We start from the raw sequence: 18,364 nt of genomic DNA, 5'->3' as shown, positions 1-18,364 counted from the left end.
AATGACGGTGAGTTTCAGTGCTTATGACAGGGAACAGGTCGATTACGCCGATCCATATTTTCGCATGAAAATATGGAAGATTAACCACCAAAGTTTAACCTCCGAGGAATACGGACCATGGCACTATCATGAGGAAGTGGAGTGGATTGCTGTTCTGAAGGGCACGATGGCCATTGAAACAACGAATCATCATTATCCGCTGCAAGGCGGCGACGTGATGCTGTTAGGCTCAAATGAGCTTCATCGATCCTATAAATACGGAACTTCCGAACTGATTTACATCGTGTGCCACGTTGATATGACCGCTTTTATGGACCCGTCCCTGCTGACGTATTATGCGGCTTTTACGGGCAAATCCGCCAATCTGACGACGCTGTACGAGCCGTTAAGCAAGTCCGGCTCAAAGGGACAAGCCTTGGAGTTGCTCAATAGAATGCTTCAGGATATTACGGCCAAGAAAAGAGGATACGAGCTCGCCGTTAATGCCAGCTTCAAAATGCTTTTGTATACGCTGATTCAAATCGATGACAGGAAGGTTATTGCGCCGATGGACCCGCATCTGGCGGAAAAACTGCGGCCTGCGTTAGCGCTGATTGAGCAGCAGCTCGAGACATCCTGCCTGATCGCCGATATCGGCAAAGAGTTGAATTACAACGGCAGTTATTTTTCCAAGCTGTTTAAGAGAGGAATGGGAATGACGTTTACGTCTTATGTGCAAATGCGGAGGATGAAGCGGGCCGCGCAGCTTCTACTCACGGAGTCTTGGTCGGTAACCGAAATCAGCGGCAGAGTGGGATTTGCAAGCCCGGCTCAATTTTATCAGTTGTTTAGAAGACATTTTGGTTGCTCCCCGAAGCAGTTTATATGCCGTCATGGACGGGATAACGGATCGATAGGGGAATATTCGCTCATGCAATGGGAAAGCGGAGACTGATGCGTTTTTACCGCAGAAAACAAAAAAAATCAGCCCTTATTCCTTATGGAATAACGCTGGACTCGTATAGCTATTTTTGGACCCACGATAAATACATAAATGAACAAGCAAATGATGGATCGGCTGATTGTTGTCAAGCTTCTCACAACTTCCGGGAGTTTGCGCCGAGCCGTCGCCTGGCGTCGCATGTAGCTGCCTACTGGACGGTGGATTTCCTGCCGGTACCGGGAAATCCGGGGCATCGAGTCATCCCCGATGGCTGTGTCGATATTACAGTGGACCTGCTCGCTTCATCAAGCAGGCAGGCCGCTTATGTCGTAGGGCTAACGACACAAGTCGAAGTTATGAACTTTACAATAGCACGCTCGGTATGGGGCATCCGGCTTTATTCGGAGTCGGCCCGCACGATCCTGAAGTCTCCAATATCGACATTAGCGGCAAATCGTGTGTTTTTGGAGGATCTCTGGGGACAAGAGGCTCTGGATTGGGTCGAAAAGCTGCTGACTGCCCAATCGTTACCAGACAGGATCGAGGTCGTCGAGCAGCAATTGGGCCAAATACTGGCTGCGACCGAGGCGCCTGCTCCCACTTTGGTCTACCAGAGCATGCAGTATATATACGAGGTCAAAGGTAATCTTTCCGTAACGGATTTGGCGGATAAAGTGAATTTCAGCGAGAGGCATCTGCGAAGGGCTTTTGAACTGGAGCTTGGCCTAAGCCCGAAGGAGATGCTCGGAATCGTCCGCTTTCAAAGCGTTCTTGAGGAATTGAACAGCGGAGACTATTTCAGCTTGACGGATTTGGCCCTTCAACACGGGTACTACGATCAGTCACACTTCGCTGGCGTTTTTAAACGATATTACGGACTTCCACTTAAACGGCTGACCAAGCAGGAGTGAGGAAGTCCGTTTTTACTATTTTGCAATGAGGGACAATTACTATAATGGGATTGAAAATCAAACAAGGAGAGGGGAGCTGCAAAGCATGACGGTAAAGTTGAAACGAGTCGCGATTTACGTAGAAGAGATGAAGAGGTCGTTGGATTTTTATAGCGTGCTGGGGCTGGTTATTCCGGACGGCGCAGACGAAGCGCATCACGTAGACGTGGAGCAAGAAGGAATTGTGTTTGCATTCGATATGCTGGAATCGGTAAAGAGTGTTTTTGAAGGCTGGGAAGATCCTGTCGGCTACCGGACCGAGCTCGCTTTTCAGTTCTCCAGCAACGAAGCGCTGGACGACGTGTACCGTCAGTTGACGATGCTTGGGTATAACGGATTCCTCGAGCCGCGAGATACACCGTGGGGAGAGCGATATGCGATCATTAAGGACCCCGATAACAATTTAATCAGTCTCGTCGCTTAGCGAAGAGAAGGAATGCGCCATTAAACAACTAGCAAATGGGAAGCACTTATGGATTGGCCAACCTTTCGATCCATCTGTTTCTCACTCTATTTACACTGCTTTACATTGAACATAAATAGCCCATTGCCATGTAAAATTGGAAAATAAAAGCTTCCAAATTACGGTGATGGGCTCATTTGCATTTTTCAAAGTACTACACTACATTAGACTCCTACCGTCGTCGCTGAACTGATATGATATTGTACGTAAAGTCGACGAATTGGGTCGTGTTGTTATTCCAATCGAATTGCGCCGTACCCTTGGTATTGGCGAGAATGATGCTCTGGAGATCTATGTAGACGGCGAGCGTATTATGCTTAAGAAATACGAGCCTGCTTGTATCTTCTGCGGCAATGCAGAAAACGTATCCTATTTCAAAGGCAAAATTGTTTGCCATAATTGTTTATCTGCAGAAAAATAGTACCTATCAGAAGCGGCTGTTGAGCTAATGCAACTTTAGTTAAATAACCCATTACCGGCGGGGAATCCAAAGTATTCAAATCCAACTAGCGAAAACAAACAATTCAAAAAATATGTAGACCAGTTGTAGCTCGATTAAAAATATAAAAAAAATCAGCGTTACCGAATTAAAACGGTAACGCTGATTTTTTTTTTTGGACAGCAGGAGTGCATTTTTATCATCTCTTCAAATCTTTATTTTTTTGCAAAAATCATTTATAGAATTACATTTTAATCAAAATTCATGAGCGTATGATACTTTACATGAGATCTCTGTTTAAGATTACCGACAGAGACTCCTGTCGAATCACATTTGTGCTGAGCGGAGACCACATGGCCGTAGAGAAAGATTTCAAGGAACAATGCGTGTCAATTCATAATCGGGATTACAGGACAAGACTACGCATCCATATCAGCTAGGCAGCAGTGGCGAAGACAGCTTCTAGGAGGAGGTCAATATGTAACGATTGATTCAATAGGTGATTCAGTAATGAACCATTCAAATTCCATTAATTTGTAAGCGCTATCTTGTAACGAGGGGAGTAAACTGTCAAGTCAACTACAGAAGGAGGTTGTATTATGAAAAAAACTAAAAAATCTAATTATGTATTGTTTTGCTTTTCGATTGTATTTTGCTTGATTGTATCTTTACCGGGACTAGCAAATGCTGCTCCAATTCACGCTGGTCCACAATTTGTGGATGGCTATTATGCAGATCCTGACGTACAGATATATAATGGCACATATTGGGTGTATCCGACTCGTTCGACTCAAGTTGGTGAATCCGACACTGGCGCAAAATCGGTGGACATCTTCTCTTCAACAGACATGGTCAATTGGACCAAATACTCGAATGTCATAAGCTCGGCCAATATATCATGGTTGCAACACTCCTTGTGGGCGCCGAGCGGGGCTTATCGCGATGGGAAATACTACATCTATTTTGCTGCTAACGCAATCAATGGCGATGGACAATTAGGCGGAATAGGCGTTGCGGTCGCTGATAATCCACAAGGTCCATATACCGATGCGATTGGCGCCCCCCTTATCAACGTTGTACGAAATGGTGCAGGCCCAATGGATCAAGATGTATTTATAGATGATGACGGTCAAGCGTACATGTATTATGGCAGTTGGGGCGAGTGTAATGTTGTAAAACTTAACGCGGACATGAAGTCTTTGGGAACATGGTCTGACGGAACCGTCTATAAGAAAGTTACGCCCACTAAAACGGGCGATAATGATTATTTTGAGGCGCCTAAAGTGTTCAAGAGAAACGGGATATACTATTTGACTTATGCTGCAGGCGTTTGGGCAGATTCATCTTATAAGGTCATGTATGCAACGTCCAGCTCTGTAACAGGACCATTTGTACCGCAAGGTATTATGTTACATACCGATACGACAACAGCAGATGGACCTGGTCATAACGGTATTGTTCAATCACCTACAACAAATGATTGGTACATTTTTTACCATAAGCGTTATCTGAGCAGTTCACAACGCGTACTGGCATTTGATAAATTTGAGTTTAATGCTGATAATACGATAAAACCAGTCGAAATGTCAGAAGAAGATACCTTTGATGACAGTACTGATACGGGATGGACCAAATATGGCGGTGCATGGACCGTATCTGGCGGCCAGTATAATGTAGCATCAAATCCGGGTGCCAAGGCACTTTTGGATACCAATTTCTCAGATGTAATTTATGAAGCTGATGTGACACCGGGGTCAACCGGCAATGCGGGTCTGGTATTTAGAGTATCCAATCCTGGAACGGGTGCGGATGCTTACCAAGGCTACTATGCTGGACTCGATGTTCCCAATCAGAAGGTTTTGATCGGAAAGGCTAACAACAATTGGACATCGCTTTCCACTGCTTCTATGAGCTTAACGGCTAATACAAAGTATCATGTTAAAATCGTCGCACAAGATGCTTCCATAAAGGTCTATGTTGATGATATGACGATACCTAAGATTAATGTAACGGATGCAACCTATATTGGGGGCAGTGTTGGTCTTAGAACGTATGATTCAGCTGCCAAATTTGATAATATTTCAGTTCAAAGCAGCCGATATGAAACAGAAAATTTATTTGTAAGCGCAACCTCTGGCGACAAACACACCATGTTTGGGAATGGAACCGGTCGAGACCTAAATTTGAGCGGTGGATTTGGAACTGCACTAGACGCCAATGCAGTCAACGACTTTGTGACATACACGGTGAATGTGCCCGAAGCGCGAAGCTATAGTGTAAGGGTCGGCGTGAAAAAGGGAGCGAACAGAGGGCAGTTTCAATTGTCTGTAAACGATGTCAGTCATGGTCTGATTCAGGATTTATATTCCTCTGCATTTAACTATGTAGAACTGAATGTTGCTACTATCACCTTCAGCTCGGCAGGCGATAAATCTTTTAAGTTTAACGTTGCAGGTAAAAATGGCTCAAGTTCAGACTACGATCTGTTAATTGATTACATTAAACTAATACCAAACTGAAGCAAAAATGCAAAGGTATATGTAATTAGAAGTTAAGCAAAACACCTATGCCTATAGCGAGGCCACTGAAAAGTAAACTAATCAAATCGATCTGCACCAGGACGCATACCGATAGCAGATCAACAATTACGTGAGGCAGCTGCCGGCCAAAAGCTGGCCGCGCGTAGCCGTGAGCCAGTTGCAGGGAGTCTCGGCCGGCAGAGGAGGCATACTGACGATGAAAGCATTTATTCTTTACCGAGATGGTGTAATTAATGTTGGTAGCAGCATTAACAAGAAGAAGGAGTTTATCCTGATTGCTGGTGTACCTGAGGTTAAATACGGAATTTGTGAAAATGTCTGCGAAAAATCAAGCAATCAATGGAGCTGACCGTAAAGATCTTAAAGCGGTTGTTGCAATTATGATGAAATATTTTGTCTTTTTAATGCATTGAGCTAGAATTGAAGTGTCAGACTAGAACTACACACACAAACGGAGGCTATTTGTTGTATAACGGGCAAAGGGTAACTCCAACCAGAATGGGTGGGTACAAATATACCGATATTGGATGGTTATTTTTAGCGTTTTTTCGTTTATCATTTTGATCAAATCAGAATTAAATAAGGGAGTGAGTTCGGTTTATGAAAACATCAAATGACGAAAAGATATCCAAGGTCGAGATCATCAAGCGGTAGGGCCGTCATCTAGGGGCACAATAAAGGAAGCGTTGCAGGACGAAGAACCGTATTTTTCCGAGGATAATATTCAAGTGCTCAAGTTTCATGGCGTCTATCAGCAGGATGATCGGGATTTACGGGCACAGCTTAAGATAGAGGGGAAGGAGCGGCATTACAGCATGATGATCCGCGCCCGCATTCCGGGCGATGTGCTAACTTCGGATCAATATCTCGTCTTTAACAAGCTGGCGGATGAGTATACAGATTACAAAAATATGCTCATCACCACCCGCCAAACCTTGCAGCTTCACGGAATTCTCAAGGGTGATTTGAAAACGACGCTCAAGAAAGCAGGAGTAGGTGAACATTTTGCCTAAAGGATTGTCAGGGCGAAAGGTCGCCATCACCGGCTCACGCAAAATACAGGAGCTCGGTGAGATTATTGAGCGGCAGGGCGGTGAGGTGATCGTTCGTCCGCAGCAGGGTTTGCTTGTGCTGCAAGAGTGGGAATTGGAACGGGACTTATTTCGTCTGCTCGAAAGCGGCACGGATTGGACCATCTTCACAACAGGGACGGGACTTGGAGCTCTGCCGGACAAGGCGCGCAACTGATCGTGTTCCCCGAGATATTCCTGCCCGGGTATCCGCGGGGTCTCAGCTTCGGTATGCGTGTTGGCAGCCGTACAGTGGAAGGGAGAAAAGATTGGCAGCGCTACTGGGAAAGTTCGATTGACGTTCCGGGATCCGAAACTGAAATGTTGGGCCAATTGGCAAAAGAATTGGGAGTTTATTTGATTATCGGCGTGGTAGAGAGGGATCAGGAGTTCAGTACGGGCACTTTGTATAATGTTTTATATCAGGCCGGACGGGACTTTACTGGGCAAGCACCGTAAGCTGGTTCCTACCGGCTCCGAACGTATCCTGTGGGGGCAAGGGGATGGCAGTACGTTAAATGTCATCGATACCCCGTTCGGCAGAATAGGTGGCTTGATTTCAAATTGTAGATTGGAAAAGCACAGAACTATAACAAAAAACACTTCAACTCCACAATTAGGAGCACCTGCTTTTAAAAACCTTGATTGATAAATAGAAAAGGTCCTGAATCGTTAGGTTGGAATACCAAACGACTCAGGACCTTTTTTGTTGGAGAGATATTAAGCTGCTAACTTGGATGCATCTTTTATATTGGACTTACGGGTAAGAGGTATAAATAATAGGATAGATAAGAACCCAAGTAACAAGAAGACAATTCCTACCCACATGACGCTTTGAATACCCATGCCATTGATAAATGCACCACTAACCATTGTACCAATGGTAACTCCAAGATTTGAAAACGCTACGAACAGACCGTTAGAGAAGTCTGGTGCTTCGGGCGCGGATGAAGTGATCATGTACTGGGAGATATTAAGGCCAAAAGTAAACAATACGCCCCAGAAAGCAATAAGAAGTATCATGGGAACAGTAAACGATCCGAGCAAGAATAGTACAAAATAACTACCAACAAACACGAGTGGATAGACAAAGGCAGTCTTTAACGCATTATTTGTAAGTAATTTACCTGCGAGTAAATTACCTATCATCCCTGTTAAACCAAATAGAATAAGCATTAAGCTAATCGTATTTGAAGACATTTCCGTTACACGCCCAAGGTACTCTGCAAAGAAGCTGAATGTTGCATACATACCAGAAAGGATAAAGATTGCACCAAAGATGGCTGCCCAAACAACACCTTTCTTCAAAATACGAACCTGTGAACCATAAGACTGTTTTTGTTTCACGGGAAGGGAAGGGACAAAGAGAAGAATGGCCAAGAATGTTAAAGCATTTACAACAGCAAAGAATAACATCGCTATCTCAAGATTCGCATAGTCCGCAATGAAAGAGGCAATTGGAATTCCAATAATCATACCCGCGGTGAGACCCATGAATACACGACCGATTGCTTTTGGAGCCATTTCTGGACTAACTGAGGAAGCAGCTGCAGTAAAGGCAACAGACACGTAAACCGGATGTAGGAATGCAGGAACAATTCTTGCTATTAAGGCTATTGTAAAATTGGGGGCAAACATAGAAACAACGTTACTAACCACAAATAGCCCGATAGCAAGAAGCATAACACCTTTACGGTTAAATCCTGAGAATAACAATGGCAAGATAGGACCTGAAATTGCAACTGCGAGTGCGAATAGGCTAACAAGCAGGCCTGCAGTTGAAACGCTAACTCCAAAGTTTTCAGCAATGAGTGGCAATATCCCGATAATGCCCATCTCTGTATTAATGATTCCAAAAATCCCTAAAGCTAGGATGAAAATAAAAAATGCTTTTGATTTGGTAACAGACACAATATTCACTCCTATTTATATTATTTTGTATAACTACTGTGAAAATGAAAAAAGATATACTGGTATTTTTCTATTAGGAATCAATCTATACTCAAAGATTCATCAGAGCATCTTCCCGATTTGTAAAATTAGCAAAATAACAATGGTAGGCTTAATCCCAGGCAAAGTAATATGCCATATTTTACGAAGCCTGCTCGCCAGCCTTGCGTCTCCGAATGGTCCATTCCGCCGCCAAGAAAAGAAGTACGATCGTTCCTATAACACTCGCCGTACCTCGTAGCTCATTCCCAGCGCGTTGATGAAGAGAAGCATAAGCGTATGTATTATCTGATTTGTAAAGCAGAACGCGTAGCTGCGGATCATCCAGCGGCGGTGGTTTTCAACCCGTCCTTGTCGAATATGCAAGTATGCGTTCACTGTTATAAATATCTAAATGATATTAAGCAAATTGAAGGCTACACTCACGATCTTGCCTCCGGTCGCAAAAGGAGCCATATAGCCTGATGTGATGCATACGGCCAGTACGGCGACGACATAGACGTAGCCGAGAATACGATGCATCTTCCGGTACTTACGGAGCTTGGCACTAGCAAAGTTTATGACTCCCGCAGCGATTGCGATGCAGGCGAAGATGACGTGAACGTTCAGCATAGTTAGCCAGACAGGTAAATTCATCGGACGGATGAGCTTGGTCTTGTGGCTCAAAAAAACCGACGCATCCGGATCCAGGGCGAAACGATTCAAGAGCGTCCAGAAGACGAAGGCTGCAGCAACGATAATCAGGAGGCGGAAAGCACTTTTAGTGTTCATCAGCCTGGGCGCGTTACCTATCAATCGGCGAGAATCACGTTGACTGCGCAACCGGGCAAAATGGAAACCGGCGAATGTGAACAGTGAAATGAAAAAACAGCAATTAAGCGAGAACAAGAGACTGCGACTAATCGTCATGGCGCAACTCCATTACATGTTATTTAGAGTCATCAGCGCCACCTTGAAAACTCTCCAGTCTGATGGTCGTTATGAGTCACCAAGATAACCGGAAAAGATGACTCGTCTTTCTTTTATAAAACTAACTATCAACTTAATTACGCCTAACAAGAGTTAGGCGTAATCTATACACAGGAACAAATGTTTGGTATACTATGAATATACGTTTTTAACAAATATGTCATATTTGGAGGTAACTTATGCACAATGATGAACGGAAACGTCTTTATGAAAAAACAGAAATTAAAATGGATCAATTACCTTGGTATGCTAAGGAATATATCATTCGTAACCTTCGTAAAAGGTCACCTAATACTCTATTAGGTTATTGTTCAGATTACATCTCTTTTTTGGATTGGTTGAGTTCAGAGGGATTCTATAATGGAACTAGACTCGATTGTCCTCTTTCTACACTGGAGTCTTTACGCGTAGACGATGTTGAACGGTACAAAGACTTTCTTTCAATAAAACATGAAAACTCATTGGATACTATAGCCAGAAAGATCGCCTCTCTAAAGTCATTGTTTCAGTACCTATCTGTACTTTCCGAGGATGAAAATGGATACCCATACATAAAGCGCAATGTAATGGTCAAAATTGAGACGGAAAAAGAAAAGATTACTGTAATGGCAAAAGCAGATCGAATTAAGGATAAAATCCTCCGTGATGAAGAGATTTTTGAGTTCAGAGAATTCATTGCTGAAGGATTTCAGATCGTATGCAAAGACAATAAACGAATTCTGAATTCCCACTTGAAGAACAAAGACCGTGATTTAGCATTCGTAAGTCTTATTCTTGGTTCAGGTCTACGAGTGTCTGAAGCTCTGTCCCTTGACCTTCCTGATATAGACTGGCTTAAAGGCAAGGTCTTGGTTAACAGAAAAGGTAATAAGAAAGATTCAGTACCTGTAAGTAATATTGCATTGGATGATTTAAAGTCATATTTGGCCTTTCGTCAAACCAATTATGGTGTAGATGACAAACAAGAAGCAATCTTTCTTTCACTTCCTACTGGACCTCACGGGAAAGTAAGCCGATTAACTGTTAGGGCTTCACAAAAAATGCTCGATCGCTATGTGAGTTCTTTTGGAAAGCCGGCACTGACAATTCACAAGTTAAGACATACATTTGCAACCAAGTATCATAAGGAAAACAAAGATCTTGCCTCGTTAAAGGATCAACTTGGCCATTCCGATTTAAACACAACTATGATTTACACACACGTTGGAGAAGAAGAACGCCGTGAATCTGTAAATAGAGCAGATAGCTTAAACAGGTGATAACTTGGTTCGGGACCTCAAACAAAAAATCACTTATGGAAAGGAGATTTTACAAGACCATGCACAAAACACAATACGCCGAACCCATCTTCCGAGACCGGCGTATTACGCTAGTCATCAAGTAAATCGCATTCACATCTCCTAAATCTTTTGTTATGAAACTTCTTGGGATCTTTGTTATTGTTCCTTACATTACCCACCGAAGAATCCACCTTATGCACGCATCTCTTCTGCTGCAAATGGTCTGAGAAGTCCTGTAACGCTCTTCTTGTCCTTTTCTCTGCTTAACCACTCTGCTTCATCATGCGGACTAATTATGGCCGGCATACGGTTATGGATTTCAGCCATAAGACTGTTGGGCTCTGTGAAGCTGCGTGCGTTTCAAGTTAGCTTACGCTCTTATTGTAGCGAAAAGGCAGGTCCAAACGTATGTCAGCAAGGAAGCCGTTTGTTTTTGGTCACCCTTTTTTCTAGAAGACTTGAACGACTTCATGAATGCCATCCACTTCTTCAAAAATGGCACGTTCAATGCCAGCCTTCAATGTGATCGTTGCGCTAGGACAGCCGTTGCACTCTCCCAAGAATTTTAATTTAGCCACTCCATTCTTAACTTGAACCAATTCGGCATCTCCACCATCGCGGTTTAAATAAGGACGCAGTTTTCTCAATACATCATCTACATCTTTGAACAATTCCTCAGAATCTCTCATTTCATGACTCCTTTCATAGAGGCTGTGTTATCAGCTTCACCGTTCGCATTTTCTCTAATTCATCAATCATGTCTTGATAAAACTTAACTCTTCACCTGGAATAACTTTCTAGAAATCGGAAGTACCGATCTTGCTCCTGCTTATGCAGCTTTCCGTACAGTGCATATAAACCCTGCTCTTTTGACGCTTGCAGGTAGAATCAAGAAGCAATGCAGCAGTGTTACTTGGCGATTTTTGCGAAATATTCTAATGTTCTAACCAGTTGCGCGGTGTAAGACATTTCATTATCGTACCAGGCTACAGTTTTCACTAGTTGCTGGTCGCCAACTGTTAGAACTTTTGTTTGAGTGGCATCAAAAAGAGACCCGAATGTCATTCCTCTAACATCGGAAGATACGATCTCGTCCTCAGTATATCCGTATGTTTCTGGATCTGATGCTTTTCTCATAACGGCATTAACTTCTTCAACCGTAACCTTCGTGTTCAAAACAGCTACGAGTTCTGTTACGGAGCCTGTTGCTACAGGTACACGCTGAGATGCACCATCAAGTTTCCCCTTCAATTCAGGAAGAACGAGGCCTATGGCTTTAGCAGCGCCGGTGGAGTAAGGAACAATGTTCTCTGCTGCAGCCCGTGCTGCGCGGAAGTTTCCTTTTGAATCTGGCGCATCAAGGGTATTCTGGTTGCCTGTATAGGCGTGAACGGTTGTCATCAACCCGGATTGAATTCCAAATTTATCGTTCAGAGCTTTAGCCATGGGAGCCAGACTGACCGTTGTGCAAGAAGCACCGGAAATGACGGTTTCCGTTCCGTCCAGTGTTTCATGGTTTACGTTATACACGATGGTCTTCATGTCGGCTGTTGCCGGAGCAGAAATAACAACTTTATTTGCTCCGCCTTTCAGGTGAAGCTCGGCCTTTTCTTTGGTGGTGAAGAAACCTGTACATTCAAGCACGATATCTACGCCGAGCTCGCCCCAAGGAATCTCTTCGGGATTACGGTTAGCCAGTACTTTAATTTCTTTGCCGTTAACAGTAAAGGCTCCATCATGAACTTCGATGTCTCCATGGAAAGTGCCTTGCGTAGTATCATATTTGAGCAGATGAGCCAGCATTTTTGCGTCAGTCAGATCGTTGATGGCCACAACCTCGATATTGCCCACCTCTTGAATTCGACGAAAAGCGAGTCTTCCGATCCGCCCAAAACCGTTAATGCCTACTTTTACACTCATTGAATAAACCTCCTGTTTTCGTTCGAAATCCATTCCATATTATTTTGTCCAATAGAACTTAAAGGTAAGCATTGACCCGAAGCCAAACAAGCTTGCCTTTGGAATGGGTTTGTTTTAAAATAAAAGATACCGATCGGTATCTTTATTATATCAGGATTTGATACATTGGCAAGGCTTCGGCCGTAAAATTTTGATATAATGTTAGATTGGAATAAGGTCATTCGGAGGAACCCATGAAAAAAGGAGATCGAACAAGAGAGCACATTATTATGAAATCGGCAGCAATCTTTAATCAGAGAGGATATGCCGGTACATCGTTAAACGATATTATTGCCGATACCGGGATTAAGAAGGGGGGCATCTATCGGCATTTTACAAGTAAAGATGAAATTGCGCTTGAAGCCTACAACTACGCCGCCAGTAATGTTATCAGCAAATTTGCTGAGGCGGTCGACCGGGAGCAATCTGCGTCAGGGAGATTACTTGCTTTTTTTCGTGTTTATGAAGATGTTGTTGGTAATCCACCATTTGTTGGCGGATGTCCTATGCAGAATACAGCAGTAGAAAGTGACGATACTCATGTGGAGCTTCGAGATCAGGCAAGACAAGGGCTGCATAACCATTTGGATATGATAAAGAGTATAATTCTTAACGGGATAAATAGTGGGGAGTTTAAGGAGGATTTAAATGCGGATGCTCTTGCTTCATTTGCCTTTTCCTTGCTCGAAGGAGGCATTTTACTCAGCAAGTTAGATGGGGATAATAAGCATATGCAAATGAATACAGCATCCTTTGCATTTTATTTACAGAATTGTTGTTTGAAAAATAGTTAATCAGTTGTGCTTGGAAGCGTAGAGAGAATAAGATGCTTATATGATCTCTCTCAACATTTTGGAGGTATATCCCCATCCTCGAAATCCCTTCCACTGCTGGAAGGCAGCCTTCCGCCAATAACAAATATAACTTATATACGGTGAATTTCCGCGCAACATCGACGTAGTGCATCTCGCTTAGTAGGGAAGGATGGTTTCTTCCGGAATCAATATATTGAAGAATGCTGGATATTGAAGTAGGCTTTTTCATGAGGCCGCCTCGTTTCGGGAGATTGCAGGGGTACAACAATTTACCGAATGAGGCGGCTTTTTTACCTTTTTTTGGCTAACTAACAGGCTTTGCCCAAAACAGCCATCTTTCCGCGTTCCAATCATAGATGATATCGCTGCCCCATTTCTCTTCGAGCTTCGTCGCTTGGAACTCGCGGTTTAACACATTGTGTTGAACGGGCAGCTTATTATTGGAGAACCATACACTGTGTCATGGTTAATCTTCAGTTCTCGGGTGACATCTGTCATCGTTTGGACGCTTTCATTAATATGTTGTACTGTCTAACACCTGAAGGCCTCGTCATACATAGGTTTTATCATGGTGCACATTCACCTTCGTGACTTTTGTGCCACGAACTGATGCCACAGCGTATATAACAAGCGCTGTCCAAATGAGTGCAAAACCGACGAGAAGGGTAGACGAAACCGATTCCTTGAACACAAATACGCTCAGTAACAGCATGATTGTCGGCCCGATGTATTGTACGAATCCGAGTGTGGAAAACGCCATGCGGGCGGCTGCTCGTGCAAAGAAGAACAGCGGCAGTGCCGTTACTACGCCCGAAAGGAGTAGTTCGATGAACATGGACGGAGGCAGTGTCCATGCCATCGCCTTGCCCACGGATGCCAAATAGACCCAGTACCCGAGCGCAATGGGTAGAACTACAACTGTCTCCGACAACAAGCCTACAGAAGCGTTTAGCACAATCTTCTTTTTCGCAAGGCCGTATAAGCCAAACGACGCAGCCAGCGAGATTGCGACCCACGGAAATCGCCCATAGTCGATTGCGATAATGAGCACCGCCGCGCCAGCGACGGCAATCGCGAGCCACTGGCCACGATTCGGCTTCTCACGAAGGAAGACGATTGCTAGTAACACGTTCAGCAGCGGGTTTAAATAATAGCCGAGGCTTGTCTCAACGACATGGTTGTTATTGACAGCCCAGATGAAGATGAGCCAATTAGCAGCGATCAACAGTCCGCTGGCGGTGAGTGATAGCAGGAGCGTACGGCTAGTCACAATCCGCTTCATATCACCCCAGCGGCGCTGGACGGTGACGAGAATACCCATGAAGACAAACGACCAGACAACCCTGTGTGATAAAATCTCGCCTGCAGGCACATCATTAAACAACTTCCAATAAAGCGGGAGAACTCCCCACATGATATAAGCGATAATAGCGTTGATTAACCCATTATTCATAATCAATTTCCTTCTTCCCGCTCCGATTCTGAGTGCAATCTGCTCAGTCCCCCGTAGCGCCAATTAATTGTAACTCAATTTGTTTCATCTTATAAAAATAGCCTTTTTGCTCCATCAATTCGGAATACGAACCCGTTTCTACTACCCCTCCTTGCTCCATAACGACGATTCTATCCATTCCTTCCAAACCGTTAAGCCGGTGACAGATTAGCAGAAGCGTATCTTCGGACGCCTGCTCGTATAGGTACGTCAAAACACGTTGCTCTGTCACATAGTCCAGCGAAGACGTCGGCTCATCCAGTAGCCATAGCTTTCCCTTGCGAAGTATGGCCCGCGCCAGGGCCAACCGCTGTTTTTCGCCTTCCGATAAATTTACTCCCTTTTCGTACACGGGATCCGTTAACGAGATGGTCGGCAATTGCACTTTAGCGAGAATATCCAACAGGTCGCCGTCAGAATGATTCTCACCATCCATGAGCAAGTTATCCCGGATCGTTCCCCGGAAAAAATGGCTTTGCTGCAGCACGACACTAGCCGTTTTCCAAATGCTCGACTCCTCCAGTTCCTGTACTGATATGCCGCTCAGTCGCAAATCCCCAGCCGTTGGCGTACGTAGCTTGAGTAACAACTCAATCAGCGTAGACTTTCCCGAACCGCTAGGTCCGACAATCGCTGTTTTAGATCCTGGTGGAATTTGCAACGAAAAGTTCTTTAATGCTGGTCTCCACTCGTCTTCATATTGAAATGAAACGCCGGATAGTTCAATAGAAACGGCATGCTCGGTATTTAACGTACAACTTGGCAGAACCGGCTGCATTGCAGGAGTCAATACTGCTTCCGTCAGCCGCTTGGCTGCATGTTCGCTATCTTGCTTATATGCTGGCAACGTGGCCATAGTCGCTGCTTCTTCAAATACAGTTAATGAGGCCATGACAAGCATAGCCAGATATACGCCAGCTAGCATTCCATCCGATATCAGATAAGCACCAAGGGCCAACACCCCCCAGGAAATCAGATATGTGACAAAGGCATGCATCGTTTGTCCACGTAGCAGTTGTCCGGCCGCTCGCTGCTGCTCGGCTGCCAATGTAGCAGAAGCTTGGCGAAGTTGCTGTTCCCGCTGCGCAAGCTGCCCATAAACTTTAAGATCCCGGAAACCATACAACACCTCTGTTACTTCCGTAGACAACAGCGCTCGCTGCTTGCGAACATGCCCATTGATTTTCCGATATCCTAGTAATACGATTCCCGGCACGACCAATACGGTTCCCAGCATACCGAGTAGCATCAAGCAAGCCATCCAGAAAGAAAAGGAGGCGGTAGCCAGCATTGTCGTCAAGAACACCATGACAACAATGATCGGCGGATACGCGACGCGTAAAAAATAGTGCTGCAAACTCTCTACATCCCCAACGATTCGTGCAAGCAGATCCCCGCTTCGGTTTTTATTTAAAATGCCTGGCGTTAAGGGAATGAGCTTGGCAAAAAAGGATGATCGCAAACGGCTAAGCATAGAGAATGTCGCTCGGTGTGAATATAAGCGCTCGCCATAACGACTCACCGCTCGAAGTAAACCAAGCAGCTTGACCAACGAAGTAAGTACGATCAGCGTATAAAGCGGAGGTGCAAACACCGTTTGCGAAATCAGATAGCCGCTCGCAGAAAAGAGGATCACACCGGCAATACCGGCGACAAATCCGCCTAAAATCGAAAGAATAATATCTTTGCGCTCCCGAATCATAGATTGGAACAAAATAGCCAACTCGTTCATCCCGGCACCCCTTTGCGTTGGACATCGACCATCTCTGCATACGCAGGCAGGCGTTTAATAAGCTCGTCGTGATGTCCCGAGCCCATTAGGACGCCATGGTCCATAAACAAAATGTTGTCCGCATTTCGAATGGTATACAATCGGTGAGCCACCGTAATCATCGTCGCCGATTTTGCCAAGGTTCCAATCGAATGTTGCAGGATGCTCTCGGTGTGAAGATCGAGTCCGACGGTCGGCTCATCGAACAAAATAATGGAAGGTCGCTTCAAAAAAGCCCGCGCTACGGCAAGCCGTTGCTTTTCCCCACCGGATAGTCCTCTACCGCCTTCACCGACGGGGGTATCAAATCCCTGCTCCAGTTGGGATACAACCTGCGAAAGACCCGCGTCCGCAGCCGCTGCCTCAATTTCAGCCCTGGAGACTTTCCGCCCGGCACCGATTGCGATATTATCAGCGAAGGTACCTGCAAAAATGTAAGGATGCTGCGTAATGTAGCTGATATGTTCGAACCATATCGTCTCATTCTGTTGAGTAAGCGGGTTTCCACTCACTAGAATGGTCCCCGACACCGGTCTTAGTAAACCCGCTATAAGATGGAGCAAGGTTGTTTTACCGGATCCGCTATGACCAACAAGGGCAATATGATCTCCTGGTCGAATTGTGATCGAACCTGTATTCAGCTCAAATGAGTCAGGTGCATACTGAAACCGGACATTGTCCAGTTCAATGGTGGGCGGCATTGGAAACAGCTTCTTCGGAAATGTCTGGAGCCCTACCGGCTGATCCTTCAGATCGTTTCTATCGTTCGTGTCCGCGAGCATGGTTTCAACCTTGCGAACCGCCCCCATACTGGTTCGCCCATTGTGAAAGGCTGTTCCCGAACTCTTTAGTAAGCTGTAAAATTCGGGCACGAGCAACAATACAAAAAAGGCCGTGTGAAACGACATCGATTTGAAAACAAGGAGCTGAATGGCCAGTTCGAGAGCAACAATCCCGATGCTCAGCATCACAATTGATTCCAGCATGAGGGTATTCGTAAACGCAATCTTCAAAATATCCATTGTGGCATCACGGTATCTTAAGCTACTACGTTCGATTTCTTGCTGCTGATGGCGGGCCCGTCCGAATATTTTTAACGTAACGAGCCCTTGAAGAGAATCTAGAAATGTACCGGAAAATTCAGCCAACTGCGCATACTTTTCTTCTGATTTATTTTTTGTTTTCAGCCCTACCAAAATCATAAAAATCGGTATAAACGGTGCTGTAACCAGCATGATAATACCTGAATTGGCATGTTGGGTAAACGAAACGACTAAAATCAGAATGGGGATAATGACCATTTCCACCATACGCGGCATGTATTGACTGAAATAACTATCCGCCTCATCCACAGCATCCAGCGCAATGCTGACCTTTCCCCCCGTTTGCCCTTGAAGAGAGGAAGGCATGGAAGCATGCATGAAATTTTCAAGCACGGCTGCTCGCATATTTATTTTGGCGGTTGCTGCCATTTGCAAACCAACTGTCGCGTTCCCTAATGACAACAGTGTACGCATCGTCATCACGACCAGTAGGATGCCAAGTAGTAGGGCAACCGATGATAAAGATGCTTTCTCTACAAAGATCTGCTGGACGGCTTCGGCCAGCAGTGCAGCCTGACTTACAATCGCGGCGCCTAGTGCGAGCGAGATGAATGACAGGTAAATGAGACGTTTGCGTTGCGCGGTCAACTGTATAGCAATCAAGCTTCTTTTCTCCTTCACCAAACTCAACTCCTTTTATG

General features: G+C 44.8%; 17 protein-coding genes and 3 pseudogenes. 11 read left to right on the top strand and 9 right to left on the bottom strand.

The features are described 5' to 3' along the window. Nucleotide 1 precedes the first annotated feature (1 nt). The 9 genes and pseudogenes from MKY42_RS20020 to MKY42_RS19980 all read left to right on the top strand — a co-directional run. Nucleotides 2-934, top strand: a complete 933-nt coding sequence (locus MKY42_RS20020; protein WP_090900056.1) for a helix-turn-helix domain-containing protein — start codon at nucleotides 2-4, stop codon at nucleotides 932-934. After that, nucleotides 916-1,833 carry a helix-turn-helix transcriptional regulator gene (locus MKY42_RS20015; RefSeq protein WP_090900053.1) on the top strand — a complete coding sequence of 306 codons (918 nt, stop codon included), beginning with the start codon at nucleotides 916-918 and terminating at the stop codon, nucleotides 1,831-1,833. The genes MKY42_RS20020 and MKY42_RS20015 overlap by 19 nt, the downstream gene beginning before the upstream one ends. Before the next feature lie 85 nt (nucleotides 1,834-1,918). Continuing rightward, nucleotides 1,919-2,296: a VOC family protein gene (locus MKY42_RS20010; protein WP_090900050.1), complete on the top strand. Its 378-nt coding sequence runs from the start codon at nucleotides 1,919-1,921 to the stop codon at nucleotides 2,294-2,296. A gap of 238 nt (nucleotides 2,297-2,534) precedes the next feature. Next, nucleotides 2,535-2,756 carry an AbrB/MazE/SpoVT family DNA-binding domain-containing protein gene (locus tag MKY42_RS20005; protein WP_090900048.1) on the top strand — a complete coding sequence of 74 codons (222 nt, stop codon included), beginning with the start codon at nucleotides 2,535-2,537 and terminating at the stop codon, nucleotides 2,754-2,756. A 617-nt stretch (nucleotides 2,757-3,373) separates the two neighbouring features. Continuing rightward, nucleotides 3,374-5,293, top strand: coding sequence for a family 43 glycosylhydrolase (locus MKY42_RS20000; protein ID WP_090900044.1), 1,920 nt, complete (start codon nucleotides 3,374-3,376; stop codon nucleotides 5,291-5,293). Between the two features lie 217 nt (nucleotides 5,294-5,510). Further along, entirely contained in the window at nucleotides 5,511-5,663 is a 153-nt protein-coding gene (locus tag MKY42_RS19995) for a hypothetical protein (protein ID WP_177185745.1), read from the top strand. A 337-nt stretch (nucleotides 5,664-6,000) separates the two neighbouring features. Next, nucleotides 6,001-6,327: a hypothetical protein gene (locus MKY42_RS19990; RefSeq protein ID WP_256222135.1), complete on the top strand. Its 327-nt coding sequence runs from the start codon at nucleotides 6,001-6,003 to the stop codon at nucleotides 6,325-6,327. After that, nucleotides 6,320-6,562 (top strand): hypothetical protein, encoded by a 243-nt coding sequence (locus MKY42_RS19985; protein ID WP_339844144.1) that lies wholly within the window; start codon nucleotides 6,320-6,322, stop codon nucleotides 6,560-6,562. Before MKY42_RS19990 ends, MKY42_RS19985 begins: the two co-directional genes overlap by 8 nt. After that, a pseudogene (locus MKY42_RS19980) lies at nucleotides 6,502-6,943 on the top strand (nitrilase-related carbon-nitrogen hydrolase); the annotation flags it as partial. The gene MKY42_RS19985 and the pseudogene MKY42_RS19980, both read left to right, overlap by 61 nt. Before the next feature lie 161 nt (nucleotides 6,944-7,104). Here the strand turns inward: MKY42_RS19980 and MKY42_RS19975 are convergent. The 3 genes and pseudogenes from MKY42_RS19975 to MKY42_RS19965 form a co-directional block, all read right to left on the bottom strand. Next, nucleotides 7,105-8,295 (bottom strand): MFS transporter, encoded by a 1,191-nt coding sequence (locus tag MKY42_RS19975; protein WP_339844141.1) that lies wholly within the window; start codon nucleotides 8,293-8,295, stop codon nucleotides 7,105-7,107. Between the two features lie 105 nt (nucleotides 8,296-8,400). Beyond that, a pseudogene (locus MKY42_RS19970) lies at nucleotides 8,401-8,493 on the bottom strand (sugar ABC transporter permease); the annotation flags it as partial. 57 nt (nucleotides 8,494-8,550) lie between these two features. Further along, a pseudogene (locus tag MKY42_RS19965) lies at nucleotides 8,551-9,105 on the bottom strand (DUF2306 domain-containing protein). A 377-nt stretch (nucleotides 9,106-9,482) separates the two neighbouring features. On the opposite strand from MKY42_RS19965, the gene xerS reads away from it, so the two are divergent. Then, nucleotides 9,483-10,562: a tyrosine recombinase XerS gene (gene xerS / locus MKY42_RS19960; RefSeq protein WP_090900035.1), complete on the top strand. Its 1,080-nt coding sequence runs from the start codon at nucleotides 9,483-9,485 to the stop codon at nucleotides 10,560-10,562. Between the two features lie 213 nt (nucleotides 10,563-10,775). Here xerS and MKY42_RS19955 read toward each other — a convergent pair whose 3' ends face one another. The 3 genes from MKY42_RS19955 to gap all read right to left on the bottom strand — a co-directional run bounded on the left by MKY42_RS19955 (nucleotide 10,776) and on the right by gap (nucleotide 12,503). Further along, complete coding sequence (locus tag MKY42_RS19955) at nucleotides 10,776-10,910, bottom strand: SOS response-associated peptidase family protein (RefSeq protein WP_306459202.1); 135 nt, start codon at nucleotides 10,908-10,910, stop codon at nucleotides 10,776-10,778. A 122-nt stretch (nucleotides 10,911-11,032) separates the two neighbouring features. Further along, nucleotides 11,033-11,272, bottom strand: coding sequence for a NifU family protein (locus MKY42_RS19950; RefSeq protein ID WP_090900032.1), 240 nt, complete (start codon nucleotides 11,270-11,272; stop codon nucleotides 11,033-11,035). 220 nt (nucleotides 11,273-11,492) lie between these two features. After that, nucleotides 11,493-12,503 carry a type I glyceraldehyde-3-phosphate dehydrogenase gene (gap, locus tag MKY42_RS19945; RefSeq protein WP_179264217.1) on the bottom strand — a complete coding sequence of 337 codons (1,011 nt, stop codon included), beginning with the start codon at nucleotides 12,501-12,503 and terminating at the stop codon, nucleotides 11,493-11,495. A 233-nt stretch (nucleotides 12,504-12,736) separates the two neighbouring features. On the opposite strand from gap, the gene MKY42_RS19940 reads away from it, so the two are divergent. Continuing rightward, nucleotides 12,737-13,336, top strand: coding sequence for a TetR/AcrR family transcriptional regulator (locus MKY42_RS19940; RefSeq protein ID WP_090905499.1), 600 nt, complete (start codon nucleotides 12,737-12,739; stop codon nucleotides 13,334-13,336). Nucleotides 13,337-13,907: 571 nt separating this feature from the next. On the opposite strand, the gene rarD is transcribed toward MKY42_RS19940, so the two are convergent. Genes rarD through cydD form a run of 3 tightly spaced genes read right to left on the bottom strand, consistent with a single transcriptional unit; the run spans nucleotide 13,908 to nucleotide 18,344 of the window. Continuing rightward, nucleotides 13,908-14,810: an EamA family transporter RarD gene (rarD, locus tag MKY42_RS19935; protein WP_090905501.1), complete on the bottom strand. Its 903-nt coding sequence runs from the start codon at nucleotides 14,808-14,810 to the stop codon at nucleotides 13,908-13,910. Nucleotides 14,811-14,853: 43 nt separating this feature from the next. Beyond that, complete coding sequence (gene cydC / locus MKY42_RS19930) at nucleotides 14,854-16,581, bottom strand: thiol reductant ABC exporter subunit CydC (protein ID WP_090905503.1); 1,728 nt, start codon at nucleotides 16,579-16,581, stop codon at nucleotides 14,854-14,856. Next, nucleotides 16,578-18,344, bottom strand: coding sequence for a thiol reductant ABC exporter subunit CydD (gene cydD, locus MKY42_RS19925; RefSeq protein ID WP_090905505.1), 1,767 nt, complete (start codon nucleotides 18,342-18,344; stop codon nucleotides 16,578-16,580). Before cydD ends, cydC begins: the two co-directional genes overlap by 4 nt. Nucleotides 18,345-18,364: the final 20 nt, after the last annotated feature.

The sequence above is a fragment of the Paenibacillus sp. FSL W7-1088 genome, assembly GCF_037969855.1.
In the GTDB taxonomy this organism is placed as follows: Bacteria; Bacillota; Bacilli; order Paenibacillales; family Paenibacillaceae; genus Paenibacillus.
This window is presented reverse-complemented; position numbering and strand designations above follow the sequence as displayed.